Annotated in this window: 25 protein-coding genes and 1 tRNA gene; 16 read left to right on the forward strand and 10 right to left on the reverse strand. The window is 68.9% G+C overall.

All coding sequences use genetic code 11. From position 1 onward, the window contains the following. The first annotated feature begins 1 nt into the window (after position 1). The 5 genes from ACVBEQ_RS03605 to ACVBEQ_RS03625 all read left to right on the forward strand — a co-directional run bounded on the left by ACVBEQ_RS03605 (position 2) and on the right by ACVBEQ_RS03625 (position 6,003). Complete coding sequence (locus tag ACVBEQ_RS03605; RefSeq protein WP_447152052.1) at positions 2-493, forward strand: hemerythrin domain-containing protein; 492 nt, start codon at positions 2-4, stop codon at positions 491-493. Positions 494-566: 73 nt separating this feature from the next. Continuing rightward, a complete protein-coding gene (locus ACVBEQ_RS03610; RefSeq protein WP_447152053.1) occupies positions 567-1,805 on the forward strand; it encodes a globin domain-containing protein in 1,239 nt (412 codons plus the stop codon). 88 nt (positions 1,806-1,893) lie between these two features. Continuing rightward, positions 1,894-3,780, forward strand: coding sequence for an HNH endonuclease signature motif containing protein (locus ACVBEQ_RS03615; RefSeq protein ID WP_447152054.1), 1,887 nt, complete (start codon positions 1,894-1,896; stop codon positions 3,778-3,780). Between the two features lie 381 nt (positions 3,781-4,161). Further along, positions 4,162-4,656, forward strand: a complete 495-nt coding sequence (locus ACVBEQ_RS03620) for a cation:proton antiporter regulatory subunit (RefSeq protein WP_447152055.1) — start codon at positions 4,162-4,164, stop codon at positions 4,654-4,656. A 111-nt stretch (positions 4,657-4,767) separates the two neighbouring features. Then, positions 4,768-6,003, forward strand: a complete 1,236-nt coding sequence (locus ACVBEQ_RS03625) for a cation:proton antiporter (RefSeq protein WP_447152179.1) — start codon at positions 4,768-4,770, stop codon at positions 6,001-6,003. Between the two features lie 31 nt (positions 6,004-6,034). Here the strand turns inward: ACVBEQ_RS03625 and ACVBEQ_RS03630 are convergent. The 3 genes from ACVBEQ_RS03630 to ACVBEQ_RS03640 all read right to left on the reverse strand — a co-directional run bounded on the left by ACVBEQ_RS03630 (position 6,035) and on the right by ACVBEQ_RS03640 (position 7,151). Then, positions 6,035-6,106 (reverse strand) — tRNA-Val (locus tag ACVBEQ_RS03630). 143 nt (positions 6,107-6,249) lie between these two features. After that, positions 6,250-6,723 carry a peroxiredoxin gene (locus ACVBEQ_RS03635; protein ID WP_447152056.1) on the reverse strand — a complete coding sequence of 158 codons (474 nt, stop codon included), beginning with the start codon at positions 6,721-6,723 and terminating at the stop codon, positions 6,250-6,252. Beyond that, on the reverse strand, positions 6,723-7,151 hold the full coding sequence (locus tag ACVBEQ_RS03640) for a DUF3052 domain-containing protein (RefSeq protein WP_447152057.1): 429 nt from the start codon (positions 7,149-7,151) through the stop codon (positions 6,723-6,725). Before ACVBEQ_RS03640 ends, ACVBEQ_RS03635 begins: the two co-directional genes overlap by 1 nt. Positions 7,152-7,472: 321 nt before the next feature. Here ACVBEQ_RS03640 and aceE point away from each other — a divergent pair, with 321 nt between their 5' ends. The 9 genes from aceE to ACVBEQ_RS03685 all read left to right on the forward strand — a co-directional run bounded on the left by aceE (position 7,473) and on the right by ACVBEQ_RS03685 (position 18,313). After that, positions 7,473-10,211, forward strand: a complete 2,739-nt coding sequence (aceE, locus tag ACVBEQ_RS03645) for a pyruvate dehydrogenase (acetyl-transferring), homodimeric type (RefSeq protein ID WP_447152180.1) — start codon at positions 7,473-7,475, stop codon at positions 10,209-10,211. A gap of 234 nt (positions 10,212-10,445) precedes the next feature. Then, on the forward strand, positions 10,446-10,649 hold the full coding sequence (locus ACVBEQ_RS03650) for a cold-shock protein (protein WP_447152058.1): 204 nt from the start codon (positions 10,446-10,448) through the stop codon (positions 10,647-10,649). Between the two features lie 184 nt (positions 10,650-10,833). Next, positions 10,834-12,090, forward strand: a complete 1,257-nt coding sequence (locus ACVBEQ_RS03655; protein WP_447152059.1) for a PucR family transcriptional regulator — start codon at positions 10,834-10,836, stop codon at positions 12,088-12,090. Positions 12,091-12,275: 185 nt separating this feature from the next. Further along, positions 12,276-13,196: an ACP S-malonyltransferase gene (locus ACVBEQ_RS03660; protein ID WP_447152060.1), complete on the forward strand. Its 921-nt coding sequence runs from the start codon at positions 12,276-12,278 to the stop codon at positions 13,194-13,196. After that, positions 13,193-14,182: a beta-ketoacyl-ACP synthase III gene (locus ACVBEQ_RS03665; RefSeq protein ID WP_447152061.1), complete on the forward strand. Its 990-nt coding sequence runs from the start codon at positions 13,193-13,195 to the stop codon at positions 14,180-14,182. The genes ACVBEQ_RS03660 and ACVBEQ_RS03665 overlap by 4 nt, the downstream gene beginning before the upstream one ends. A gap of 171 nt (positions 14,183-14,353) precedes the next feature. Next, on the forward strand, positions 14,354-14,596 hold the full coding sequence (locus tag ACVBEQ_RS03670; protein ID WP_447152062.1) for an acyl carrier protein: 243 nt from the start codon (positions 14,354-14,356) through the stop codon (positions 14,594-14,596). Between the two features lie 138 nt (positions 14,597-14,734). Continuing rightward, on the forward strand, positions 14,735-15,961 hold the full coding sequence (locus ACVBEQ_RS03675; RefSeq protein WP_447152063.1) for a beta-ketoacyl-[acyl-carrier-protein] synthase family protein: 1,227 nt from the start codon (positions 14,735-14,737) through the stop codon (positions 15,959-15,961). A 224-nt stretch (positions 15,962-16,185) separates the two neighbouring features. After that, positions 16,186-17,562, forward strand: a complete 1,377-nt coding sequence (locus ACVBEQ_RS03680; protein ID WP_447152181.1) for an acyl-CoA carboxylase subunit beta — start codon at positions 16,186-16,188, stop codon at positions 17,560-17,562. A gap of 1 nt (position 17,563) precedes the next feature. Beyond that, positions 17,564-18,313: a type 1 glutamine amidotransferase family protein gene (locus ACVBEQ_RS03685; protein ID WP_447152064.1), complete on the forward strand. Its 750-nt coding sequence runs from the start codon at positions 17,564-17,566 to the stop codon at positions 18,311-18,313. Positions 18,314-18,327: 14 nt separating this feature from the next. Here the strand turns inward: ACVBEQ_RS03685 and ACVBEQ_RS03690 are convergent, their stop codons facing one another. From ACVBEQ_RS03690 to ACVBEQ_RS03705, 4 genes are all read right to left on the reverse strand, one after another. After that, positions 18,328-19,794, reverse strand: coding sequence for a glycoside hydrolase family 3 protein (locus ACVBEQ_RS03690; protein WP_447152065.1), 1,467 nt, complete (start codon positions 19,792-19,794; stop codon positions 18,328-18,330). Further along, on the reverse strand, positions 19,791-20,339 hold the full coding sequence (locus ACVBEQ_RS03695) for a hypothetical protein (protein ID WP_447152066.1): 549 nt from the start codon (positions 20,337-20,339) through the stop codon (positions 19,791-19,793). The genes ACVBEQ_RS03690 and ACVBEQ_RS03695 overlap by 4 nt, the downstream gene beginning before the upstream one ends. Before the next feature lie 159 nt (positions 20,340-20,498). Next, entirely contained in the window at positions 20,499-20,987 is a 489-nt protein-coding gene (locus ACVBEQ_RS03700; RefSeq protein ID WP_447152067.1) for a DUF3145 domain-containing protein, read from the reverse strand. Between the two features lie 151 nt (positions 20,988-21,138). Further along, complete coding sequence (locus ACVBEQ_RS03705) at positions 21,139-21,285, reverse strand: hypothetical protein (RefSeq protein WP_447152068.1); 147 nt, start codon at positions 21,283-21,285, stop codon at positions 21,139-21,141. A 72-nt stretch (positions 21,286-21,357) separates the two neighbouring features. Here ACVBEQ_RS03705 and ACVBEQ_RS03710 point away from each other — a divergent pair, with 72 nt between their 5' ends. Both ACVBEQ_RS03710 and ACVBEQ_RS03715 read left to right on the forward strand, forming a co-directional pair. Further along, entirely contained in the window at positions 21,358-22,335 is a 978-nt protein-coding gene (locus ACVBEQ_RS03710) for a LysR family transcriptional regulator (protein WP_447152069.1), read from the forward strand. Next, the gene (locus ACVBEQ_RS03715) at positions 22,332-22,880 is read left to right on the forward strand and encodes a DUF1697 domain-containing protein (RefSeq protein WP_447152070.1); all 549 of its coding nucleotides are present in this window, start codon (positions 22,332-22,334) and stop codon (positions 22,878-22,880) included. Before ACVBEQ_RS03710 ends, ACVBEQ_RS03715 begins: the two co-directional genes overlap by 4 nt. A gap of 5 nt (positions 22,881-22,885) precedes the next feature. Here the strand turns inward: ACVBEQ_RS03715 and idi are convergent, their stop codons facing one another. The 3 genes from idi to ACVBEQ_RS03730 all read right to left on the reverse strand — a co-directional run bounded on the left by idi (position 22,886) and on the right by ACVBEQ_RS03730 (position 25,968). Continuing rightward, positions 22,886-23,443 (reverse strand): isopentenyl-diphosphate Delta-isomerase, encoded by a 558-nt coding sequence (gene idi / locus ACVBEQ_RS03720; RefSeq protein WP_447152182.1) that lies wholly within the window; start codon positions 23,441-23,443, stop codon positions 22,886-22,888. A 134-nt stretch (positions 23,444-23,577) separates the two neighbouring features. After that, a complete protein-coding gene (locus ACVBEQ_RS03725; protein WP_447152071.1) occupies positions 23,578-25,158 on the reverse strand; it encodes a SulP family inorganic anion transporter in 1,581 nt (526 codons plus the stop codon). A gap of 78 nt (positions 25,159-25,236) precedes the next feature. Further along, positions 25,237-25,968: a cysteine hydrolase family protein gene (locus tag ACVBEQ_RS03730; protein ID WP_447152072.1), complete on the reverse strand. Its 732-nt coding sequence runs from the start codon at positions 25,966-25,968 to the stop codon at positions 25,237-25,239. Positions 25,969-25,976 lie beyond the last annotated feature (8 nt).

Raw genomic sequence — 25,976 nt, forward strand, 5'->3', positions numbered from 1 at the left:
CATGTGCAGCTATTGCGGCTGCCGGGAGATCCCGATCATCGCCCAGCTCAACGCCGAGCACGACGCCATCGTCAACAGCACCTACGCGCTGCAGGTCGCCCACCGGGATCACGATCTGGACGCGACTCGGGCCGCCGGCCGGGTGTTGGCCGCGCTGCTGCATCCGCACACGGAGCGCGAGCAGGACGGCTTGTTCGCCGAGATGCGCAAGGACAAGCTGTTCACCGAGCACATCGCGTCCCTGTGCGCGGAACACCATGAACTCGACGAGCTCCTGGCCGGCGTCGAGCTCGGTGACCTCTCTCTGGTGCCCGGGATGCTCACGCTGCTGCACAACCACATCGACCGCGAGGAGAACGGCCTGTTCCCCGCGGCCCTTGCCTACCTGGATGACGACCAGTGGGACGTCATCCAGCGCGCAGAACCGATGCCGGGGACCGCCGCCGAACAGCACGACCACCAGCCCGCAGTCCCGCACACCCACCCGCACTGACAGCGGGGTCCCGCGCCGACAGCAGGTCGGCGCCCCGGCACCGCTACACCAGCCTGACCGAAAGGGAATGACAATGACGTCAACGACTGTGCAAGACCGACCCACCTCCCTGTTGTCCAACGAATCGGCCGCGGTGGTGTCGGCAACCGCCGCCGTCGTTGCCGCGCATGCCGAGCAGATCACTGCGCGCTTCTACCCGCGGATGTTCGCGGCGCACCCCGAGCTGCTGCGGGTGTTCAACATGGGCAACCAGGCGACCGGCGAACAGAGCAGAGCCCTTGCCGCGTCCGTCGTCGCGTATGCGGTCCAGCTCGTCGACCCGAACGCTCCGTCGTTCCGTCATGTGCTGGAACGCATTGCCTACAAGCATGTCTCGCTCGGGATCCGACCGGAGCAGTACACGATCGTCGGACACCACCTGCTCGCCGCTGTCGGTGAGGTGCTCGGCGATGCCGTGACGCCGGAGATCGCCGAGGCATGGAACGAGGTGTACTGGCTCTTCGCGACCCAGCTGATCGCCGCGGAGGCGCGGCTCTACCAGCAGGCCGGTGTCGACCCGGAACAGCCCACCCGGCCCTACCGCGTCGTTCGCCGGATAGAGGAAGCAGTGGACGTCGTCTCGCTGGTCCTGGAGCCCACCGACGGCGAACCGCTGCCGACGATCAAACCCGGGCAGTACGTCTCGGTCTTCGTCGACCTACCCGACGGATCACGGCAACCCCGGCAGTACACCGTCTCCTCGACCGCACTCGGCGGCCGGATGCAGATCACCGTCCGGCGTGTCCGCGGCGTGAACGGCGCACCCAACGGGCAGGTGTCCAGCTATCTCAACGACAGCGTCGCTGCCGGCGAACTGCTCGACGTCAGCGCGCCGGCGGGGGATTTCGTCATCGACCGCTCCGACAGCCCGCTGCTGCTGGCCAGCGCCGGCGCCGGGATCACCACGGTGCTGCCCATCGTCGAACACATCGCTCGCACCCAGCCCGAGCGTCCCGTCATCGTCGCGCACGCCGACCGGACCGCCCAGGATCATGCGCTGCGCGAGACCGTGCTGCACATCGGCCGGCAGCTGGACAACTTCACCGTGCACACCTGGTACGAGGCGGTTGACGCCGGCGACAGCCGATCGCAGGCCGGCTTCATGGATCTGACAACGGTGCCGCTGCCGGACGACATCCAGGTCTTCACCTGCGGTCCGCTGCCTTTCATGCGGCACGTGCGGGGCACGCTGCTGCGCCGTGGTGTGCCGGCGGACCGGATCCGGTACGAGGTCTTCGGGCCGGATCTGTGGGCGGCCGAGATGACCGGCTGACGGACGGAATGCCGGCCCCGGCAACGGCCGCCGTGCCCGCTACCCTCTTGCGGTTGTATCACTGCCTGATGGCGCGTATGATTCGAACATGTGTACGGATAGTACCAACTCCCCGGCCCCCGGCGGGGACACCGCCGGGGGCGATTGGGCGGCCGTTGCCACCACCCTTCCCGGATTTCGCACCCTCAGCACCATCGCCGCGGCCGACCCGGCCGGACTCCGACCAGCCGACCTCGTCGATGCCATCCGCGGCTGTGAGCGGTTGCTGTCCCATGTAGCCGGCCTGCAGGCGTCGCTGATCACCGAGTTCACCAGACCGGGGCGCGCCGGCGACATCAGTCGGATGGTGCAGACCTTCACCGACGTCGGCGGCGCTGCTGCCATGTCCAACGGCCAAGTCGACACAGACGTTCTCGAAGTGCTGGTCGTCGACCACGCGCGCGGATTGGCTGCCGCTGAACTCGGGGCAGCGCTGGACATCGCTCCGGTCACCGCCCGGCATCGGGTGGATGCTGCCGTCGAACTCCACGACCAACTGCCCGGCACACATCTCGCACTCACCGAGGGGCGGATCGATCGCGGGCGCGCGGCGCTGATCGCGGAGCGCACCAGCGTTCTCGAACCGGAACTCCGACGGCAGGTGGAAGCACTTGTTCTGCCCCTGGTGGCGGGACGCACCGCAGGTCGGCTTCGGCCGCTGATCGACCGCGCCGTACTGATCGCCGATCCGGAGGCCGCGAACAAGCGAATCGAGAAGGCGCACCGGAACAGGGAAGTCACCCACCAGCCGATCAAGGATCAGATGAGCGTGATCAGGGCTGTCCTGCCGGCGGACGGGGCGGTTTCGGTCTTCACCCTGATCGACCTGCTGGCGGACGCGACCAAGAGCGTCACGGACGATCGCGACGTGGCGCAACGCCGTGCCGACGCACTCACCGACCTGGCAACCGAGATGTTGACGCACGGGCGAGTGGATCTGCGGGGGCTGCTGCACCCGGCAGAAGTGGCCAACGACACGGATTCCTACGACGGGGCAGATGAGAGCGACAACGACTCCGACAGCGACTGGTTTGACGACGAATTCGGCGACTCGGCGGTGGCGCCGGGCGGCGGCAACAAGGACCGCGACGTGCCAGCCGCGCCCGGCAACACCGTGTCTCAGGTTTCGACCGACGCCGAGCTCAAGGAGCGTCCCCAGCCCATCGGCTCGTCCCGGCTACTGAGCCGGCAGGGCCGTCGGCCCCACCTCACGGTCACCATGTCGTTGTCCACCCTGATGGCTCTCGATCAGTCCCCCGGTCACCTCGAGGGTTACGGCGCGATCAGCGCCGGACTCGCGACGGCCATTGCGGCCGCCGCGGCCAGCTTGTCGCTGGCAGTGATCGACACGGCGACGGGCACGCCGTTGTTCGCAGGAGCTCGCCGGAAGTACCGCCCCGGGCAGCAGGATCGTGACGTGATCAGCGTTTTAGCGGATACGTGCCGCTTCCCGTCATGCCGCCAACCCGCCTGGCGATGCGATCTGGACCATCGCCAGCCGTTCGACCACCGGTCCCCCGACTCCGGCGGAGCGACTGACGTCGCCAATCTGGACCCTTATTGTCGCCGGCATCATCTGACGAAGCACCACACCGACTGGACACCGCGACGGCACCCGGACGGCACGATGACCTGGACGAGCCCGACCGGCCACCGGTACACCGACCACCCACGCGAGTTGGCCCTGCCCGATGAACAGCCTGCCCAGTTCCGAGACACACCGAGGTCGGGCTGGCGGACCCGGAACACCGGGAGCAGTGCGGCGTACCGATCATTCAAGACGAGCCCACCCCGGTTGCCGTTCGAATACACCTCGCCCAGCGTCGGGCGTTCCGCGAACAGGTGCGGGACCGGATCCGGGCCGCCCAGCAGACCGGCCGACTCGGTGGCGCTGGTGGCGCTGGTCGCGCTGGTCGCGCTGGTCGCGCTGCCTTGATCACATCCGCGCAGCCCGCCCGTGGCCAAGTCTCGGCAGAACGATCTGCCGCGCACAGAGAGTGGATCGAGGCCGTCATCACCTGCTCCCTGTCTTCCGACTCTGAACGATCGAAGCAAGAGACGCCGCAGCCGACCGCTGAGCTGCCCCCACCGTTCGCGAGTGACGTGAACAACGACGAGCCACCGTTCTGATCGCGAATACCACGCTCCGGATTACGCTGACGCGGTTTGTTGTTGGATATACCGGGCGCGTCACGCACCAAGGCGCGAGCGCAGCACTAGCGGGCACGATCCATTGCCACCAACGGGAGCGGAACGGCGCCAGTGCTCCGGCATGACTGCCGCCAGGTGCCCGGCGGGTGCGGAAGGACGAAGGAACATGTTTGACGACGACGTCGAGGTCACGGAGACGAAACTCCCCGGCATCGGCATGCGATACGACTTCCTGACCGACGCCGGCCGACGGATCGGTGTCGTCAGCCACCGCGACGGCGATCGCGATCTGCTGGTCTTCAGCAAGGACGACCCCGACTCCTGCAGCTCGGTGTTGCAGATGAGCGCGGCCGAGGCGGACGCCCTCGCCCAGGTGCTGGGCAGCGGGCGGATCGTCGCCCGGCTGGCATCGCTGAGCGAGCAGATCAGCAGTCTGTCGACCGGCAAGATCCGCATCGCCCACGGGTCCCGGTACGACAACCTCACCCTCGGCGCCACCAAGGCGCGCACCAGGACGGGCGCGTCGATCGTCGCCCTGATGCGGGAGAAGGAGATCATCCCGTCGCCGGGTCCGGATACCGAACTGAACGGCGGTGACACGCTGGTCGTCGTGGGCACGGCTGAAGCGATCGATGCGCTGAAACAGATCGTCAACGAATAGCCTTTGCCGGGACGGCGCTCCCGTTACCCGCATCGGTGCGATCGGCTCGATCGACCACCTCGCCGGCCGGGCCATCGGCCGTAGCGCAGGAGATCGGAGCCGGCAGTGGACATGGGTCTGTTGCTCATCGAGTTGGGCGCCGTGGTGCTCGGTCTCGGTGTGCTCGGGCGCCTCGCCGGCCGGATCGGAATGTCGCCGATTCCTCTCTACCTGCTCGCCGGGTTGGCGTTCGGTCAAGGTGGGCTGATCCCGCTCGACGCCAGCGACGCCTTCATCGAGATCGGCGCGGAAATCGGCGTCGTGCTGCTGCTGTTGCTCCTGGGACTCGAGTACTCCGCCAGTGAACTGACGACGAATCTGCGGCAACACGCGACCGGCGGCGTGGCCGACCTGGTCGCCAACGCCCTCCCGGGCGCGGTGGTGGGTGTGCTGCTCCAGTGGCCGCTGCCCGCCGTGGTGGCCATGGCCGGCGTCACCTACGTCACCAGTTCCGGCATCACCGCCAAGTTGCTGACCGATCTCGGCCGCCTCGGCAACCGCGAAACACCTGTTGTGCTTTCCATTCTCGTCCTCGAAGACCTGTCGATGGCCCTGTACCTCCCGGTGCTCACCGCCATGCTCGCCGGGGTCAGCTTCCTCGCCGGAGCCACCTCCGTCGCCATCGCCCTCGTCGCCATCACGATCGCGTTCGTGATCGCGCTCCGCTTCGGTCGGGCACTCGGTCGCTTCGTCTACTCCGACAACAAGGAAGTGCTGCTGCTCATCGCCTTCGGGCTCGCCCTGCTGGTTGCAGGATTCGCGCACCGACTGCAGGTGTCCGAAGCCGTCGGTGCGTTCCTGGTCGGCATCGCGCTGTCCGGACGGGTGGCGGAAAGCGCCCGCGAGGTGCTGACCCCGCTGCGTGACCTGTTCGCCGCGGTCTTCTTCGTCTTCTTCGGGTTGGAGACCGATCCCTCGGAGATCCCGGAGATGCTGCTGCCCGCAATCGGGCTCGCCGTCGTGACCGCGCTGACCAAGATCGGCGTCGGTATGTGGGCCGCCCGCCGCTCAGACATCGCCATCGCCGGCCAGATCCGTACCGGCACCGGGATCGTCTCCCGCGGCGAGTTCAACATCGTGATCGCCGGCCTCGCGACGGCATCCGGGATCATCGCACCCGGATTTGCGGCCCTGGCCGCCACCTACGTGCTGATCCTCGCCATCACCGGACCGCTGGTCTTCCGCGCCGGCGAACCCCTGGGCCGGGCGGCAGCGCGGCGGCGGAGCAGACGACGGCCGCCGACCCCGACCCCGCCGCCGAAACGCGGCAACAACACCGACGACGGCGCGGTCAGCAGCACGGCCTGAGTCACCACACGAACAGAAACAACAGGAACAGTGGGCGCGGACGGTTTCGAACCGCCGACCGCCCGGGTGTAAACCGGGTGCTCTCCCGCTGAGCTACGCGCCCTGGACCTATCCGATCCGGCAGCGCCAGGCCACCGAACCGATCAACGCTCGCAAGAGCGCCACGGGCAGTATGTCATCGCTGCGGCCTCCTCCAGCTCAACCGCCGAGCCGTCCGCCGGCACGAAGTCCCGCTGATAGCCCGCGTCAGACGCTGCTGGCCTTGAGCGCCGCCACTGCCCGCTTCCAGGCGCTCTGGTCCCTGGCCTCGCCGGGTCCGTTGGCCTCGGAGAACTGAATGACCCCGTCGACATCCACCAGGAACGTCCCGCGCAGCGCGAAGCCGGCCTGTTCGAAGAACACGTCGTAGGCCTTCGCGACCTCACCGTGCGGCCAGAAGTCGCTCAGCAGCGGGAACGTGTAACCCTGTGACTCCGCCCAGGCCTTCAGCGACTGGGAGGTGTCGGTGGATATCGCCAGCACCTGGACGTCCGAGTTCTGGAACGTCGACAGATCGTCGCGGAGCTCGCACAGCTCGGCGGTGCAGTTCACCGAGAACGCGAATGGGTAGAAGACGAGGAGCACCGCCTGTTTGCCACGAAATGACGACAGCGCCACCGGGGTCTTGTTCGCATCGCGAAGCGTGAAATCCGGGGCTTCCGCGCCCACCGGGAGAGCCATCAGCGTCGTACCTTTCCTGATTTCGGGCGTGCCAATCGGGCGATCATCCACTCCGGCCCACCGGGAACGCTGGTGGTCTGCGAGAGCCCCGCGGTGCGCGTCGCCTCGGCGATCTCACTGGGCTCGACGTAACCGTCCCGCCCCGTCTTCGGGGTCAACAGCCAGATCACGCCGTCGTCCGCGAGCAGCGGGATGGCATCGACCAACGCGTCGGTGAGATCCCCGTCCTCATCGCGCCACCACAGCAGAACGGCGTCCAGAACGTCGTCGGCGTCGTCGTCGAGTAGTTCGGAGCCGATCAGATCGGCAATGGCATCCCGCAGGTCGTGGTCGACATCGTCGTCATACCCGGCCTCCCCGACCGTGTTCCCGGCACTCAAGCCGAGCCGGGCCGCGATTGTCTCCGCGTACCCTGCGACGTCACTCACCTGTATCGCTCCCCTTCGAGGTTTCCCGAACCCACCGGCGGGACGGTCCATTTGTCCCTGGGCGCATACCTTATTCGGGCCCGCACCATTCCTGTACAGCGGCACCACCCGAGTTCGCAGAACCACCGGCCCGGATCATTCACTCGCGGCAGGTCCACCGTGCGTGGGTACCGCGATATGGGGCAGGATGGCAGGGCTTGACCGGGCCGGGCGAGGGTAACTATTCCCCGAACCAGCAGGCCCGTCCTGCGGACCCGGACCGCCGAACCTCTTGAGGGAGTTGCCTTGACAGCGTCAGTGAACGACCAGTCTGCGCGCCGGATGAGCCTGATCAAGGACGGTTTTGCTGCTCAGCTGCACGACCTCGATCCCGAGGAGACCGACGAGTGGTTGGCCTCGTTCGATGCGATGCTCGACGCCGGTGGCCAGCAGCGCGCGCGGTACCTCATGCTGCGCCTGCTCGCCAGGGCCAAGGAGCAGCACATCGCGCTACCCGCGCTCACCACCACCGACTACATCAACACCATCCCGACCGAGGCCGAGCCGTTCTTCCCGGGCGACGAGGAGATCGAGCGTCGCTATCGCGGCTGGATCCGGTGGAACGCGGCCATCATGGTGCACCGTGCCCAGCGTCCCGGGATCGGTGTGGGCGGCCACATCTCCACCTACGCCTCGTCGGCCAGCCTGTACGAGGTCGGCTACAACCACTTCTGGCGCGGCAAGGACCATCCCGGCGGCGGTGACCAGGTCTTCTTCCAGGGCCACGCGTCGCCCGGTATGTACGCGCGGGCGTTCCTCGAGGGCCGGCTCAGCGAGCACGACCTGGACGGCTTCCGCCAGGAGAAGTCGCACCCGGGCGGTGGCATCCCGTCCTACCCGCACCCGCGGCTGATGCAGGACTTCTGGGAGTTCCCCACCGTCTCCATGGGCCTTGGCCCGATGAACGCGATCCAGCAGGCACGGTTCAACCGCTATCTGCACCACCGCGGCATCAAGGACACCTCCGACCAGCACGTATGGGCGTTCCTGGGCGACGGCGAGCTCGACGAGGTCGAGTCCCGCGGTCTGGTGCACGTCGCAGCGATCGACGGTCTGGACAACCTGACCTACGTCATCAACTGCAACCTGCAGCGCCTCGACGGCCCGGTGCGCGGCAACGGCAAGATCATCCAGGAACTGGAATCGTTCTTCCGCGGAGCCGGCTGGAACGTCATCAAGGTGATCTGGGGCCGCGAGTGGGACAAGCTCCTCCAGGCAGACCGCGAGGGCGCCCTGGTGAACCTGATGAACAACACGGCCGACGGTGACTACCAGACGTACCGCGCGAACAGCGCCGACTACATCAGGGACCACTTCTTCGGGCGCGACCCGCGAACCAAGCAGCTCGCCGAGAACCTCTCCGACGACGAGATCTGGCGCCTGCGCCGTGGTGGTCACGACTACCGCAAGGTCTATTCGGCTTACCGCGCCGCGACCCAGCACAAGGGTCAGCCGACGGTCATCCTGGCCAAGACGATCAAGGGCTTCGGCCTCGGGCCGTCGTTCCAGGGCCGCAACGCGACGCACCAGATGAAGAAGATGACCATGACGAACCTGAAGGAATTCAGGGACGGCCTGCGCATCCCGATCACCGATGAACAGCTCGAGGCGGACCTCTACCAGCCGCCCTACTACAACCCGGGCGCCGATTCCGAGGAGATCAAGTACCTCAAGGACCGCCGGGCCAGGCTCGGTGGGTTCGTCCCCGAGCGCAGGGTTGTCCCCAAGCCGCTAGTGCTGCCCGGCGACAAGGTCTACGACGTCCTCACCCGCGGGTCGGGCAAGCAGGAGATCGCCACCACCATGGCCTTCGTCCGGCTGGTGCGCGACCTGTTCAAGGATCCGGAGATCGGCAAGCGTGTCGTGCCGATCATCCCGGACGAGGCCCGCACCTTCGGCATGGACTCGTTCTTCCCGACGCAGAAGATCTACAACCCGTCGGGGCAGCTCTACACCGCCGTCGACGCCAACTTGATGTTGGCCTACAAGGAATCTGAGCAGGGCGTCATCCTGCACGAGGGCATCGACGAGGCCGGATCGGTCGCGACGCTGACCGCCGTGTCGACCAGCTACGCCACCCATGGCGAGCCGATGATCCCGATGTACATCTTCTATTCGATGTTCGGCTTCCAGCGCACCGGTGACGGGCTCTGGGCGATCGGCGACCAGATGGGCCGGGGATTCGTCCTCGGCGCGACCGCCGGCCGCACCACGCTGACCGGCGAGGGCCTGCAACACGCGGACGGGCATTCGCACCTGCTGGCCTCGACGATGCCGCACGTGGTGGCCTACGACCCGGCCTACAGCTACGAGATCGCGCACATCGTCAGGGACGGGCTGCGCCGGATGTACGGCGGCAGCGATGAATGGCCGGCCGGCGAGAACATCCTCTATTACCTGACGCTGTACAACGAGCCCTACCAGCAGCCGAAACAGCCCGAGGGTCTGGACGTCGACGGTCTGTTGCGGGGTATCTACAAGCTTTCTCCGGCGACCGACGAAGAAGGCAAGGCACGGGCACAGCTGTTGGCCTCGGGCGTCGGTGTGCGATGGGCTCTGGAGGCACAGAGCCTGCTGGCCAGCGATTGGAATGTCGCGGCCGACGTCTGGTCGGTCACCAGCTGGACCGAACTGCGGCGGGACGCCGAGACCATCGAGCGGGCCAGGCTGCTCGACCCGGGCTCGGACGTCGGGACTCCTTACATCACCAGCGTGCTCAGCGACGCACCGGGTCCGGTCATCGCGACCAGCGACTGGCAGCGCGCCGTGCAGAACGCCATCGCACCATGGGTTCCCGGCGACTACGTCGCGCTGGGAGCCGATGGGTTCGGCTTCTCCGACACCAGGGCGGCCGCACGCCGGCACTTCCTCATCGACGGCCCGTCGATGGTGGTGGCCACGCTGTCCGCCCTGGAGCGGCGCGGCGAGTACCGCGCCGGGGCCGCTGCCGAGGCGGCGGAGAAGTACGAATTGCACGACGTGCGTGCCGGCCGTTCCGGGAACGCAGGCGGCGAATCGTGATCAATTGCGACAAAAGGCGGCCCCGCGAAAAGCAACCGAAATAGCGCGTTTCCATTCACCCGCGCCTGCTGGCGAGTGGAATGGCGAGGCGGTACTGTGCACTCGTTGTTGCTCTTCTCCTGATGTCCGCGAGACATCGCACGGGGGTAAAGCACTTCCCCCCGGTCGGAGAAGCGGCCGGGGTGTTCCACCCCGCGGATTCTCGTCCGCGGACAACGCTCGAGGAGAGCAGGCATGGCGCAGGGAACTGTGAAGTGGTTCAACGCGGAGAAGGGCTACGGCTTCATCTCCCCCGACGACGGCTCTGGCGACGTCTTCGTCCATTACTCCGCGATCAGCGGAACGGGCTACAAGTCCCTCGAGGAGGGCCAGCGCGTCAACTTCGACGTCGAGCAGTCCCCGAAGGGCCCGCAGGCAACCGGGGTCAGCGCCGCCTGACTCAGATCTGCAACTACTGAACAGGGACCGGCACCGCGACATGGTGCCGGTCCCTGTTGCTTACTTGACGGGTGTGAAAGAACTCGCCCGCACGCATGTAGCGCGTGACGTGGCCCGATGCCGAGTGAGCGGGCGGTGACGGCGCCCGCCGGGTGGCAGGCTGTGCCCATGGCAGGCTGAGCCCATGGTGAACAACGGCGCACCCGACGCCGAACCGGCGCGGATCGCCGGCCCGACGCCCGCATCGGTGCTGCGCGCCGCAACCTCGACGCTGGCCGCGAACTCGTCCTGGGCGCCTGGAGTCAGCGCCGAGACGCTGTCGCGGGTCGAACGGGCCGGCGGCCACCTGGCCACCCGCTCCGTCGCCCTGATGGACGAGCGACTGCCGTGGTTCCGCTCGCTGCCCGCGGAGCAACGGTCGTGGGTCACCCTGGTCGCCCAGGCCGGCATCTCCGGCTACGTCGTCTGGGCGCGCTCCCCCGGCACCGAATACCGGATCACCGGCGAGGTCTTCGGCTCGGCGCCCCGTGACCTGGTGCGCGCCGTCTCGCTACGCCGGACGGTGGAACTGGTCCGGATCGCGATCATGGTCGCCGAGGAGGACCTCCCCTCGCTGGCCGTCGACGAGGCCGAGACCATCGCATTGCGCGATTCGCTGCTCCGCTACAGCCGTGAGGTCGCCTTCGCCGCGGCCTCGGTGTACGCGGCGGCCGCGGAGACCCGCGGCGCCTGGGACGCCCGGGTCGAGGCCGCGGTTGTTGACGGCGTCGTCCGCGGTGAGGACTTCGGGGCGCTGTCGTCCCGGGCGGCGGCGCTGGACTGGGACACCACCGCTGACACCCTGGTGATCGCCGGCGCCGCACCCGCCGGCGACCGTGCCGACGTCGTCGCCGCCGTTACCGAGTGGGCGACGAAGGTGGGTCGGGCGGCCATGTCCGGGGTGCACGGCGACCGACTGGTGCTGATCCTGGCCGGGAACGAGGCACCGGGGGCGGAGATCGAGTCGTTGTTCGGGGACGGCCCGGTCGTCCGCGGCCGGCCGGGAGCGGGTCTGCGGGACGCCGTCGTGTCTGCTGCCGATGCGCTGTCCGGTCTGGACGTCGCGGCGGCCTGGACCAGCGCGCCGCGCACGGTCGACGCCGACGACCTGCTCCCGGAGAGGGTGCTGGGCGGCGACCAGCGCGCGGCCGCCCGGCTCCGCGCCGCTGTGTACGCCCCACTCGCCTCGGCGCCCGCACCGCTGCTGACCACCATCGAGGCCTACCTGGCGACCGGCGGCGCCCTCGAGCCGACCGCCCGGAATCTGTTCGTGCACCCCAACACCGTCCGGTACCGCCTGCACCGGATCGCCGATCTGACCGGCCGGGATCCCTGGGAGCCGAGGGACTTGCTGGCCATCCAGATCGCGGTGATTCTCGGCAGATTGGCTCAGGTGCCTTGATTCGGTGTGCGCGTGAAGTGCTTGTGCAGGCGATGCCATCCGCCAGCGGTTCTGCGGTGGGACGCTCTATGAAGATCTTTTGGCGCCTTCCGCCCTCCTGATTGTGGGGTATCTACAAATACCAGCTCGCGACTTGGTGGCGTCCGGCACCACCAGGCAGGTGTCGATCGTGGTTTTCTAATTCAGTGCTGGCCATCGTCGCTCCCGGACAGGGATCTCAAAAACCGGGAATGCTCAGCAGTTGGCTCGAACTCGACGGTGTCCCCGAGGCCGCGGCGGCGATGTCCGACCGCGCGCATCTCGATCTGGCCCGGCTCGGCACCACCGCCGGCGCCGACGAGATCAAGGACACCGCGGTCACCCAACCGCTCGTTGTCGCCGCTGCGCTGCTCGCGGCGGGAACGTTCCGCATTCCGGCCGGTGCCGTCATCGCCGGCCACTCCGTCGGTGAACTCGCCGCCGCAGCTCTGGCGGGCGTCATCCCGGCACTGGATGCCGTCGACGTCGCCGCCGTGCGCGGTTCCGCGATGGGCGCCGCCTGCGCCCTGACGCCCACCGGGATGTCTGCCGTGATGGGCGGCAACACCGACGACGTGCTCGCCGCGCTCGCCGAACTGGATCTCGTCGGCGCCAACGTCAACGGCGGCGGCCAGATCGTGGCCGCCGGACCGCTCAGCGCCCTCGAAGAACTGGCGGCCAACCCGCCCGGTGGCGTCCGGGTCATCCCGCTGCCGGTGGCCGGCGCGTTCCACACGTCGTTCATGGCCAGCGCCGAGTCGGCCTTGCAGGAGCGGCTCGCGCAGTTGGCGCCGGCGGATCCGCTGCACCCGCTGCTGACCAATTCGGACGGCTCGGTCGTCGCCTCCGGCCCGGCGTACCTGGAGCTGCTGGCCGCCCAGGTCACCAGACCGGTGCGCTGGGATGCCTGCATGCAGACGATGCGTGCGCTCGGCGTCACCGGGGTGCTCGAGCTGCCTCCGTCCGGGGCGCTCGTCGGCCTCGTCAAACGCGACCTGAAGGGCGTTGCCACGATGGCACTGAAGAGCCCCGCCGACCTGGAGAACGCCGTCGCGTTCACCGCCGAGCACGCCGGCGTACGGCTGTGACGGCCCGGACGACCAGGCTGGCGACCCGCGCGGGCGCCGCCGGTTCGCGGATCACCGGCCTCGGCCACTTCCGTCCCGACCGGGTGGTGACCAATGACGAGCTGTCACAGGTCATGGACACCAACGACGAATGGATCCGGTCACGGGTGGGCATCGGCGAGCGCCGGTTCGCCGGTCCCGACGACTCGGTGGTCTCCATGGGCGCGCGGGCCAGCGCTAAGGCCCTGGCCGAGGCGGGCCTGCAGCCGACTGACATCGACACCGTCATCGTGGCCACCTGCAGCCCGATCTCGCCGGTCCCGCACGCCGCCACCCAGATCGCCGGTGCACTGGGCATCCACGCGCCGGGGAGCTTCGACATCAACGCGGCCTGTGCGGGCTTCTGCTACGGCATCGCCGCCGCCGATCAGGCGGTGCGGGTGGGCGCATCGCGCCACGTCCTGGTCGTCGGATCCGAGCGGCTCACCGACTGGACCGACCCCACCGATCGCGCGACGGCCATCATCTTCGCCGACGGTGCCGGCGCCGCCGTGGTGAGCGCGGCCGACGAGCCGGGCATCGGCCCCGTCGTCTGGGGCAGCGACGAGACGAACATCGACGCGATCCGGGTGGAGGGCCGCAACGGCCATTTCATCCAGGAGGGCCAGACGGTCTTCCGCTGGGCCACGTCCGCCATCGCGCCGGTCGCGATCCGGGCCGCCGAGGCGGCCGGCGTCGCGCTGGCCGATGTCGACGTGCTGGTCACCCATCAGGCGAACCTGCGGATCATCGACGCCGTCGCGAAGAAGATCATCTCCGCGGGCGCACGGCCCGAGCTGAAGGTCGGCCGCGACATCGTCACGACCGGCAACACCTCGTCGGCCTCCATTCCGATCGCCCTCGACCGGATGCGGGCCGCCGGCGAAGTCACCTCCGGCGAGGTTGTCCTTTCCGTCGCTTTCGGTGCCGGGCTCACGTACGCCAGCCAGGTGTTCCTGTGCCCGTGACCGAAATGTGCCGCGCCGCAACCGATCTCCGGTGTCGCGCGTCGCCCTGACAAGCTTCTCGCGTGTGCGCCGTCACCCTGAGCGTCATCGCAGGGTGGATGCGGCACAATTCGCGCGGATACCCGAGCCGGCTCCGATCCGGAGTTCGGCCAAACCCCGAAAGGAACCATTGTGAGCAACGAAGACATCCTGGCCGGCCTTGGCGAGATCGTCGAAGAGGTCGCCGGTGTGAGCGCTGCCGACGTCACCACCGAGAAGTCGTTCACCGACGACCTGGACATCGATTCGCTCTCCATGGTCGAGATCGCGGTGCAGGCGGAGGACAAGTTCGGGGTCAAGATTCCGGACGACGAGCTGGCGAATCTGAAGACCGTCGGCGACGCCGTGTCCTACATCGCGGCAAACAAGAGCTGACAGCGAAGGGTCCCGCGCGGCGACATGGGCGCGTGCGTCCCGCACGACCCCATGAGCCGATGCGGAGGAACACAGTGAAGAGATGTGAGCGATGAAAGGCGAGCGAACAATGAGCGGGCGAACAGTGAGGCTCCCCCGATGAGTTCCGACCACGACGTCGTCGTCACCGGGATCGGCGCCACCACGCCGATCGGTGGCACCGCACCGGAAACCTGGCAGGCGCTGCTCGACGGCACCATCGGCGTCAAGCCGCTGCTGGAGCCGTGGGCCGAGAAGTACGAGCTGCCGGTGCGGATCTACGCCCCGCTGGCGGTCGAGCCGACCGACGTGCTCTCCCGGGTGGAGGCGCGCAGGCTCGATCGGTGTCAGCAGGTCGCACTGGTCGCCGCCCGTGAGGCATGGGCGGACGCCGGCTCGCCGGAAATGGATCCTGAGCGGCTCGGCGTCGTGGTCGGCACCGGTATCGGCGGTGCGCTCACCCTGCTCGGCCAGGACGACATCCTGGAGCAGACCGGCATCAGGAAGGTCGCCGTTCTGACCATCCCGATGCTGATGCCGAACGGCCCGGCCGCCGCGGTCGGACTGTGGGCCAAGGCCAGGGGCGGTGTCCACGCACCGGTTTCCGCCTGCGCTTCCGGTGCCGAGGGCATCGCCTGGGCCTACCAGATGATCAAGTCGGGCGAACTCGACGTCGCGATCGCCGGCGGCGCCGAGGCGTGCATCCACCCGCTGCCGCTCGCCGGCTTCGCCCAGATGCGGGCGATGAGCACGCGCAACCACGACCCGCTCGGCGCCTCCCGGCCGTTCGACGTCGAACGCGACGGGTTCGTGCTCGGCGAGGGCGCCGGCATCATGGTGCTGGAGCGGGCGGACCACGCCAAGGCTCGCGGCGCGAAGATCTACGGCCGGCTGGCCGGAATCGGGATGTCCAACGACGCCTACCACATCACGGCCCCCGAACCGGCGGGCGAGGGTTCCGCGCGGGCGATCGCCAAGGCGCTGAGGTCGGCCGATCTCACCCCCGCCGACATCGGGCACGTGAACGCCCATGCGACCTCGACGCCGGTCGGCGACCTCGCCGAGTCCAACACGATTCTGCGGGCGATCGGCGACCACCCCGTCGTCACGGCCACCAAGTCGATGACCGGCCACATGCTGGGCGCCGCAGGTGCCGTCGAGGGGATCGCCACCGTCCTGGCCATCAAGGAGGGTGTCATTCCCGGCACCCGCAACCTGAACAAGCTCGACCCGGAGATCAAGGTCGATGTCGCGGCCGAGAATCGCGAGGTCACGCTGACGGCGGCACTCAACGACTCGTTCGGCTTCGGTGGTCACAACGTCGCGCTGGTGTTCACCGGCGCCTGATCCGCCCGGCTGACGCCACGGGCACCGACCGGGCCGAGCTCCACCTTCAGAACAGCACTGGTTCGCGGCGTACCCGTACCCGGGTGCGCACCCGTTGGAAGCGCCCACCCGGCGCGTCAGGAGTACCGACCGTGACAGCTGTGGTTGATCCGTCGAGCGTGAAGAGCGGGCCAGAAAGCCCTGCGGCGAAGGTCGAGCCAACCCGCCGCACCGGGCCGCGGGTGATCGACCCCCGCGAGCCCGAGGTTCGGCTGGCGGCCCTGCTCGACGAGGGGTCGCTGGTCGGCCTGCACGCCACCGACACCTCCGGTGTGTGGGCCGTGCGCGGCCGGATCGACGGCTCGAAGGTGATCGCGTACTGCACCGACGGCACCCGGATGGGCGGGGCCATGGGTCACGAGGGCTGCCGGCACATCGTCGACGCCATCGAGACCGCGGTGCGCGAACGCATCCCGGTGATCGGCCTCTGGCATTCCGGCGGCGCCCGGCTCGCCGAGGGTGTGCAGGCGCTGGACGGCGTCGGCCAGGTCTTCGCCGCGATGGTCCGCGCGTCCGGAAAGGTCCCGCAGATCTCCGTGGTGCTCGGCGCCGCGGCAGGCGGCGCGGCCTACGGGCCGGCGCTGACCGACATCGTGATCATGGCGCCGGACGGCCGGGTGTTCGTCACCGGTCCGGATGTGGTCAAGTCCGTTACCGGCGAACAGGTCGACATGGAGGCGCTGGGCGGCCCGTCGGCGCACGGCCGCAAGTCCGGCGTGGTGCACATCGTCGCCGACTCCGAGCCGGACGCGTACGTGCGGGCCCGCCGGGTCGCGTCGCTGTTCTCCCGTCCGGGTATCTCCGCGGTCACCGACATGCCGGACGACCCGGACCTGGACCACCTGCTGCCCGAGCACCGGGCGCGGGCGTACAACGTCAAGCCGGTGATCGACGCGATCCTCGACGAGCCGATGGAAGAGCTCCAGGCGAAGTGGGCGCCGAACATCGTGATCGGCCTCGGCCGGCTCGGTGGACGGTCTGTCGGTGTTGTCGCCAACAACCCGTTGCGGCTGGGCGGTTGCCTCGACTCGACCTCGGCCGAGAAGGCCTCGCGCTTCGTCCGGATGTGCGACGCGTTCGGCATCCCGCTGCTGGTCATCGTCGACGTCCCCGGCTACCTCCCGGGGGTCGGCCAAGAGTGGGACGGCGTTGTCCGCCGGGGCGCAAAGCTGCTGCACGCCTTCGCCGAGGCGGTCGTCCCGCGGGTGACCCTGGTGACCCGCAAGGCGTACGGCGGCGCGTATGTCGCGATGAACTCGAAGGCGCTCGGCGCGACCGCGGTATTCGCCTGGCCGGACGCGGAGATCGCCGTGATGGGCGCGAAGGCCGCGGTCGGCATCCTGCACCGCCGCAAGCTCGCGGCGGCACCGGACGACGAACGCGAAGCGCTGCACGCCGCTCTCGCCCTGGAGCACACCAGGGTCGCCGGCGGTGTCGCACGGGCCATCGAACTCGGTGTCGTCGACGAGGTCATCACCCCGGCGGAGACCCGGCGGCGGGTGGCCGAGGCGTTGGCGTCGGCACCGGCCGGCCGCGGCAGCCACGGCAACATCCCGCTCTGACATGAGCACGCACCTGATCGGCGGCGGATGGAACGTCGACGCCCAGCCGGTCGTGTACGGACCGTTCCTGGCCGAGGCCGCCGCTGTGGCCGGACGAGACGACCGTCATCTGCCCGTCATCGCGTGTGTGGTGCTCGACGAGGGTGACGGCGCCGAGCAGTTCGCCCGCTGGGAGAACGCCCTGCAGTCGGCGGCGCCCTGCCGACCGGTGCCGGTGCTGGTGGAACTCGGCGGGCGGCTCGATCCGTCCGCGCTGGGTGACGCGGACGGGCTGCTGGTCTGCGGTGGCCTGACGCCGGCCTACGCGGCGGCCCTCGAGCCCGTCGCTACGGACATCCGCGACTGGCTGCGCAGCGCGGATCGGCCCTATGCCGGATTCTCGGCCGGATCGGCGATCGCGTCGACGACCGCCGTCGTCGGTGGGTGGTCGGTGGACGGCGTGCCGATCTGCTCGGACGACGCCGGCGAGGATCTCGACGAGATCACCGTCCGGGCCGGACTGGGCATCGCACCGTGGACGGTGGATGTGCACTGCGCGCAGTGGGGCACCCTCACCCGGCTGATCGAGAGCATCCGCACCGACCCCGTGCTGGTCGGTGCCGGGATCGACGAGGACACCGTGTTGATCATCGGCGCCGACGACGCCGAGGTCCGCGGGCTCGGCTCGGTCTGGCTGGTGCGCGGCTCGGACGCACCGGGCTCGGTGCAGGTCACGCCGTACCGATCCGGCGAGCGGGTCGCGCTGCCGTAACTGATGGGAAAGCGTCAGCCGTTGGACCGCGCGGCGTCGGCGATCGCTTCATGCTCCGCGGACCCGACGACGTCCAGGCTGGGCCGCTGGGACCGGGCGAGAGCGAGCCGCAGGGCGTACACCGCGGTCGCCGCCTCGTCGAGACGCGACTCCGGGAGCGAGCCGTCCTGCACGGCACCGGCGATGCCGGCCACCGCTGCCGAAGGGTCGGTGGGCATCAGAACGAGGTCCTGACCAGCGGCGATGCCACGCCACGCGGCTTCGGCCGGACCGTAGTTGTCCACCACCGGTGCCATCTCGAACGAGTCGGTCACGGTCACACCGTCGAACCCGAGGCCCTCGCAGCCGTTGACCCCGGAGCCGCGCAGCAGCTCGTTGACGACGGCGTCGCTCAGTGCGGAGGTCCCGTCGTCCGCACCGGCCGCGGGCAGCTCGATGTGTCCGGTCATCACCAGGGCCACCCCGGCGTCCACGCCGGCGCGCAACGGCACCGAGTCGATGGCGTTCCACTCGTCGCAGCTGGCGTCGAGCGACGGCAGCGCCGTGTGGGTGTCGGTGGCGAGTCGGCCGATGCCCGGGAAATGCTTGACGGTCGCTGCCAGTCCGGCGCTCTGGTATCCCCGCACGGCGGCCGCCACGAGAGTGCCGGCGCGCTCGGGATCGGAGCCGAAAGTGCGGTCGGCGACGCCGGACTCCCCCGATTCCGGCAGGACGTCGGCGTCCGGTGCGAAGTTGACGTTGATCCCGACGGCGAGCATCTCTGCGGCACCGGCGGCGGTCACCGATTCGGTGGCCTCGACGGCGGCGTCGGTGTCGGTGATCCCCGACAGTTCAGCGGCGCCCGGGAAATCGGTGAAGCCGTTCACCAGCCTGGAGACCAGCCCGTACTCCTGATCCGTCGCGATCAGCAGCGGTGCGCCCTTCTGCGACGACGGCACCTGGGATTGCAGTTCCGCCGTCACCGATGCGACCTCGGCGGGTGTGCCATTCTGGGTCCCGTCGATGGACCCCTTCGACCCCATGAGAATGACGCCGCCCAGCTGCAGCCGGGCCACCTGGTCGGTGCCGACGGCGTCCGCCGAACTGACCATGATCACCGATCCGGCCCGCTCGGCCGGGCTCATCGCCTCGACCGCTGCGCGTGCCTTGCTGAGGTCCTGGGCGGTGACGAGGCCGCCGGGCGGGACTTGGGCGGGTGCCGGCGGCGGGGTTGCGGGTGCGGCGGGGGTGCTGGGTGCCGGGGCCTGGGTGCTCGAACTCGACGCGGCGGACGGTGTGGCTGACCGGGAGGCCGACGATGCTGGAGCGGACGACGCATCGCGAGAGGAAGCTGGCGCAGCCGCGGCGGCGCTGGGCGATGTGCTCGACGGGGCGGCGGGTGCTGCCTGGTCGGTGCCGGCACAGCCAGCAACGAGACCCGCGCTCAGCAGGGCAGCAAGCCAGTACGTGCCGACACGCCGCCGGAAACCGTTCCTTCTCACGCGCAGGCCGTCATCGACTGCGCGGACGGGTCGATCCCGGTGAGCACCAGCCGGCCGTCCTGTTCACCGAGCAGGTAGGTGACGTCCCAGTTGATGCAGGTTGCAGGCAGCGACGGCGGTGCCAATTCGACCGCTTGCTGGGAGGTGAACATCGTGCGGGCGCGAAGCGGCCCGTCGGCAACTGTCAGCACGGCGACATTGGAGTCGACGGTCGTCGAGTAATCCTGCGTCCAGCGCTCCTGGTTTTGCGGCGCGGACTGCTCGACGGCGACGGTGCGTTTCCAGGCGTCATAGTCCTGATTGTTGATGGCGTCGAAGTACAGCTGCAACAGTCCGCGGATCTCGGCGCCGCGCGGATGCTCCGCTGCCCTGCTGGACAGCCGCACCGCGGAATCGTCGGACGGGCCGGCGCGGTAGTCGGTCATCGCGAGCGGCTCACGTTCATATGACCGACCGTACGTCCAGGCGGCCGTCGCCCCACCGAGCAGGACGACCACCAGCAGGGTCGTCAACAGCAGCGTGAGCCGTCGCCCGGTCAGCCGCATGCGTTCACATCCCCGTCACCACAGTGTCAGCAGCGTTGATTCAGCGCCGCAAGAGGTCGACGTACCGGGGAGGGCCTGGTTGCCCCGAGAGCGCGACGGGGTGGCGAAGAGCACTCGAGCCGCCGCGTATCGCTGGCGGGCAGGTGGAAGGTGTGGGGCTCAGCCGACCTGGTGCAGCCAGGTCACCGCGGTGCCTTCTCCAGCCCGGCGGAAGGGCTCGAGTTCGGCGTCGACGTGCGCGCCGAGCAGATCACCGAGCCGGTGGTGAACGGCTTCCAGGTTCGCTGCCGTCGCCAGCATGGACCGCAGTTGGTCCTCGCCGAGCACGACGTCACCGTTGGCGGAGATCGCCGCACGCCAGATACCCCGACCGGGGACATGGCAGATGCGCTCACCGTCGACGCCCGGGCTGGCTTCCTCGGTGACCTCGAAGCGGAGCATGGGCCAAGCCTTGAGCGCCTTGGCGAGCCGCGCCCCGGTTCCCGGTTTGCCCGACCAGCTGGCGTCCGCACGAAGGCAGCCGGGAGCCGCGGGTTGCGCCGTCCATGACAGCGACACGCGAGCACCGGTCACCCCGGAGATCGCCCACTCGACGTGCGGGCAGATCGCCGCGGGCGCCGAGTGCACAAAGACAACACCACGAGTCATGTCCGTCCACCTCCGCTCGCACTCCAACGTTCTTCCCCAACGTGGATACGGCAGACATGGGCAGGACACGTACAGGTCCAACGGTACTACTGGGGACATTGTGCACTGTGGGAACCGCGAATGGCCAGCGCCCAGCACAAAGCCATCTCAGTCAGTGCGCGCGAACACCGGAATCAGCCCAGAGGGGGCTGTCCGGATCACCGGAGTGCCAGCCGCTCGAGGAGCGGGTGTCGGCGCCGAGCAGCGGGCCGGCGACGGCGAGGGCCAACAGGACGAGGAGGACGATGAGGAGGGTCATGCAGTAAGGGTCCTGCGATTTACACCTCGCGTCCATCTGTTCTTTCTTCCGCAGAAGCGTAAGCTCCCCTGCATGATCGATGTGCGCAAGTTGGAGATTCTCCGCGAGCTCGACCGCTGCGGGACCATCACCGCCACAGCCGCCGCCGTGCACCTGACGCCGTCCGCGGTGTCCCAGCAATTGGCCGCGCTGTCCCGGGAGGCGGGCACGCCGATGCTCGAGCCGGATGGCAGGCGTGTGCGGCTGAGCGAGGCGGCGACATTGCTGCTCAGTCATGCGCACCAGATCTTCACCCACCTCGAGCACGCCGAGTCCGATCTGGCGGCGTTTCGCCGCGGTGACGCGGGTACGGTTCGGATAGGCACCTTCAGTTCGGCCGTCAAGGCCATCGCCGTCCCACTCATCTCCGATCTCGCGACCCAGTCGCGGCTGCGGGTGGAGATCCGCGAGGTCGGTCCTGAACGCGCGATGGACGCGCTGCTGGCCCGCACCGTCGATGTGTCGTTGACCCTGGCGAGTTCGGATTTGCTGCCCGGTCAGGACGACCAACGGCTGCGCACGGAACACCTCTTCGATGACGTGATGGATGTGGCGCTGCCCTTCGATCACCCACTGGCCGACCGCGAGGAGATCGAACTCGCCGACCTTGCCGACGCCGACTGGATCCTCGCCCAGCCCGAGGTGCCCTGCTGGCAGCTCACCAGGGACGCCTGCGAACGGGCCGGGTTCGTCCCCAGAGCGCGGCACTACGCCGACGAGTTCATCGGGGTGGTCGGGCTGATCGCCGCCGGACATGGTGTGGGCCTGCTGCCCAGGCTCGCCCAGCCGGAGTTCGTCAACGAGCCGATCGTCCTTCGGCCGGTCGCCGGGATCAGCCCGGTGCGCCGGATCGGTGCCCAGATCCGCGCCGGCACAGCCGACCAGCCGCACATCGCCCCGGTGCTGCAAGCGTTGCGGCGCATCTCGGCCGAGGTGGCCGACGGCCCTCTGGAATGCCGTGCCCGGCGTCAGGTGATCGATGTGCTCACGCCCGTGCTGACCGGCGGATGACGACGCACATCGCGCTGATCCGCGGCATCAATGTCGGGACCGGCAACCGGGTCGCCATGGCCGCGCTGCGGGAGATGCTCGCAGAGTTGGGGTATTCCGATGTCCGCACGCTGCTCAACAGTGGGAATGCGGTCTTCCGGTCCGACGACTCGCCGAAGAGCGTGGCCCAGGCCATTTCTCGCGGGTTGGCCGGCGAACTGAAGGTGCCGGCCGAGGTGATCGTCCGCAGCCGGGACCAGCTCGTGCGCGCCATGGACGCCGATCCGATCGGTCCGGTGGCCACGGACGGTTCGAGGCACTTCCTCGGGTTCCTCGCCGAGCGGCCGTCCGCGGCGACGGCGAAGAAGGTTGCCGAGATCGGCGAGAATGCCGACACCGGGCCCGATGTCGCGCGCCTGGTCGATGACCATCTCTACCTGTGGTGCCCGAACGGCATCAGCAAGGCGACGTTCAAGAAACAGAACTGGGACAAGGCTTTCGGCACGCCGGTGACGATCCGCAATTGGAACACCGTGACCAAGCTGGTGGCACTCGCCGAGAATTGAGCCGGTCAGCGCCCGCCGAACAGTGCGGCGTCGAGGAGCGGCGCCTGCAGCCGTGCCCACGGCGAGAGTCCGCTGTCGGCGTCATCGGCGGCGGCCATGAACTGGTCCCAGCTCCACCACTGCGTGGTCTCCACCTCGTCAGCCGCGGGCGACGGCTCGCCGTCGATTCGGCAGACCAGCACCGGGCACAGCTCGTTCTCCTCGACGCGACCGTCGGAGGCGCGATAGCTGAAGTCGGGCAGCACCATCCGCATGTCCGCCACCTCGAGGCCGAGTTCGCGGCGCAATCGCCGCGCGGCGGCGTCCGCCGGGGTCTCGCCCGGCGCCGGATGCCCGCAGCAGGTGTTCGTCCAGACCAGCGGGAACGTCAACTTGCCGGCTGCGCGCTGGGTGACCAGCAGCGTGCCGTCCGCATCGAAGCCGTAGCAGGAGAACGCCAGGTGCCGCGGGGTGTTCGGGCCGTGCACGGTGGCCTTGTCGGCCACTCCGATCGGTGTGCCGTCATCGTCGACGAGGACGACCTGCTCGACGCCGTCGGTCGCACCGGCGGCCTGCGCTGCGATCAGGGCGCCACGGCGGCCGGGGTGGGTCGGGTCGGCGAGTGGATGTCGAATGGTCGGCACGCCGTCGAGCCTACCCAGGCGCCGGTCGAGCGCCGCCCCACCGGATGTGGGGCGGCGCTCGACTGCGAGGCCGGTCAGCCTTCGAGGAGCTCCTCGCTCTCGACCGGTGCGGGCTCGTTCCTGCGGTGGAAGGCGAAGGCCACCAACACGATTCCGAGCATCGCGTAGCCCAGCGCGACCTCGGGTTGGGCCGCCCACTCCACCTGGCTGGCATGGATCAGCCCTATCCAGCTCAGCACCGCGCCGACCCCGGCGGCGATGGCCGCGGAGTAGAACTTGTGCATGAGGATGAAGGCGACGATCGAGCCGAGCACCATGCCGGCGAGCACCGCTCCCTCACCGAGTACCTTCAGTCCGTCATAGACCAGTCCGGCGTTGCCCATGGCGTCCGGTCCCACCTCGGCGGCCGTCGTTCCCGCGGCGGCCAGTGCGTTGTCGATCAGGCCGGTACCCCACGATGCGAGGTTCGGCAGGATTGCCGCGACCACCGCGGCGGCCTGGATCCGGGGCACCGATTGGAACGCCTGGGCGCCGATCAGCAGGCCGATGTAGAGCAGGATCGGGACGATGGCGGGGATGGGCAGCACCGCGTTCAGCACGCCGAACAACCCCAGGAAGCACAGCACCGCGATGAAGATGCCGCTGGCCATCGAGTAGCTGCCCCGGCCGCCCGCGGCCTTCCACCCCGGGTGGCCGATGTACACGGCCGGCGGGAACGGCGAACCGAGGGCGGCGCCGATGATCGCTCCCGAGCCGTCCGCGAGCAGCACGCTGCGAAGGTTGTAGCTGTCGCCCGCCGCCGCGGCGCTCTCCACGTTGCTCATCGCCTCGGCGAAGTTGTAGACGCCGAGCGGGATCGCGGTGGCCAGCAGCGGCGCCAGGTTGCTCAGCCCGTTGAACAGCAGGTCGAAGTGCAGAGTCGGTACCGCGATGGCAATGTCGCTCACCGCTGCCTGCACGTCGGGCACCGACATGTACCCGCCGATCCAGCCGATCGCGGTGCCCACCAGCAGCGCGGCCAGGCCGACGGGGATCCCGCCGGGGAGCCGGATGTTGGTGAAGAAGCCGACCAGGATGATGCCCAGCACCGGTAACCCGATCCACGCGGCCTCCCAGATCTGCGCGGCGGGACGCATCGAGATGAACGTCAGTGAGATGCCGGCAAGCGTGCCGAGCATCGCGGCCCGCGGGGTGATCTTGCGGATGAACGGTCCGACAAACGCCCCGATCAACACGATCACGCCGATGACGAACGCCCAGGCCAGGCCTGCTTCCCAGGCCCGGAGCGGATCTCCGGTGCTCAGGAAGATCGGCAGCATGATGACGAACACGACGATGAACATGTGCGGCACGCTCGGCCCGTACGGCAGTGCCGTGACGTCCGTGCGGTTCTCCCGGCGGGCCAGTCGGCGGGCCAGGAACGTGTAGTAGATGTTGCCGGCGAGCATGGCGATGCCGAGCGCCGGCAGCACCGTGCCGAGGACGGTGGTGGCGGGCAATTGCACGACGAAGATCAGCAGCGACGTCAGCGTCAGCACGTTGACCAGGATGTTGAAGCCCAGACCGAAGAAGGCATTGGTCTCGCCCTTGGTCCAGTACGGGATCTTGAGGGTGCCCTCGGACGATCCCGAGGACCTGAAGCCGGTCAGGTTCATGGTGTTGCTCCCTGTGCGAAGGGTGCCGCGGTGGGCGGCGTGATGAGGGAATTGGTCGAGAGCGCGGGCTGGCTCGGATCAGCCGGCCATGGCGGGCTGGGTCAGGGCGGCGAGCAGGGCGCGGGAGTCGGCGACCCAGCCGAAGATGCCGCCCTGCGCGGACACCATGTCGAGGCCGACGCGTTGGAATTCGGGGAAGTAGGAGCCGACGCAGTCGGAAAGGACCAGCGCGTCGTACCCGCGGTCGTTGGCCTCCCGGACCGTCGTGTGAACACAGACCTCGGTCGTCACGCCGGTCACCACCAGGTGCGTGATACCCGCTGTCTGCAAGACGGTTTCGAGTTCGGTGGCGTAGAACGCGCCCTTTCCGGGTTTGTCAATGACGATCTCGCCGGGGATGGGAGCCAGTTCGTCGATGATGTCGTGGCCGTACTCGCCACGGATCAGGATGCGGCCGTTGGCGCCGACGTCGCCGATCCGCTGCGAAGGCTTGCCACGCCGCAACTTGGCCGGCGGACAATCCGAGAGGTCCGGCAGGTGGCCCTCTCTCGTATGGATGACGAGCATGCCGGCCGACCGTGCCGCCGCCAGCACCTCGGCCAGCGGCGGCACGACCTTCTGCAGCAGCGAGACGTCGTTCCCCAGCGTCTCGCCGAAACCCCCCGGGAGCAGGAAATCCCGTTGCATGTCGATGACGACCAGCGCGACCTTGCCGGGCGGCAGCGGGAACGGCGCGGGCGCGGCCTCGACAACCGCTGTGGGTGGCGAACTCTGGTCGATGTCGGCGCTTTCGAGCGGGGTGTTGGTCATACAGCCCT

It is taken from the genome of Nakamurella sp. GG22, assembly GCF_052976845.2.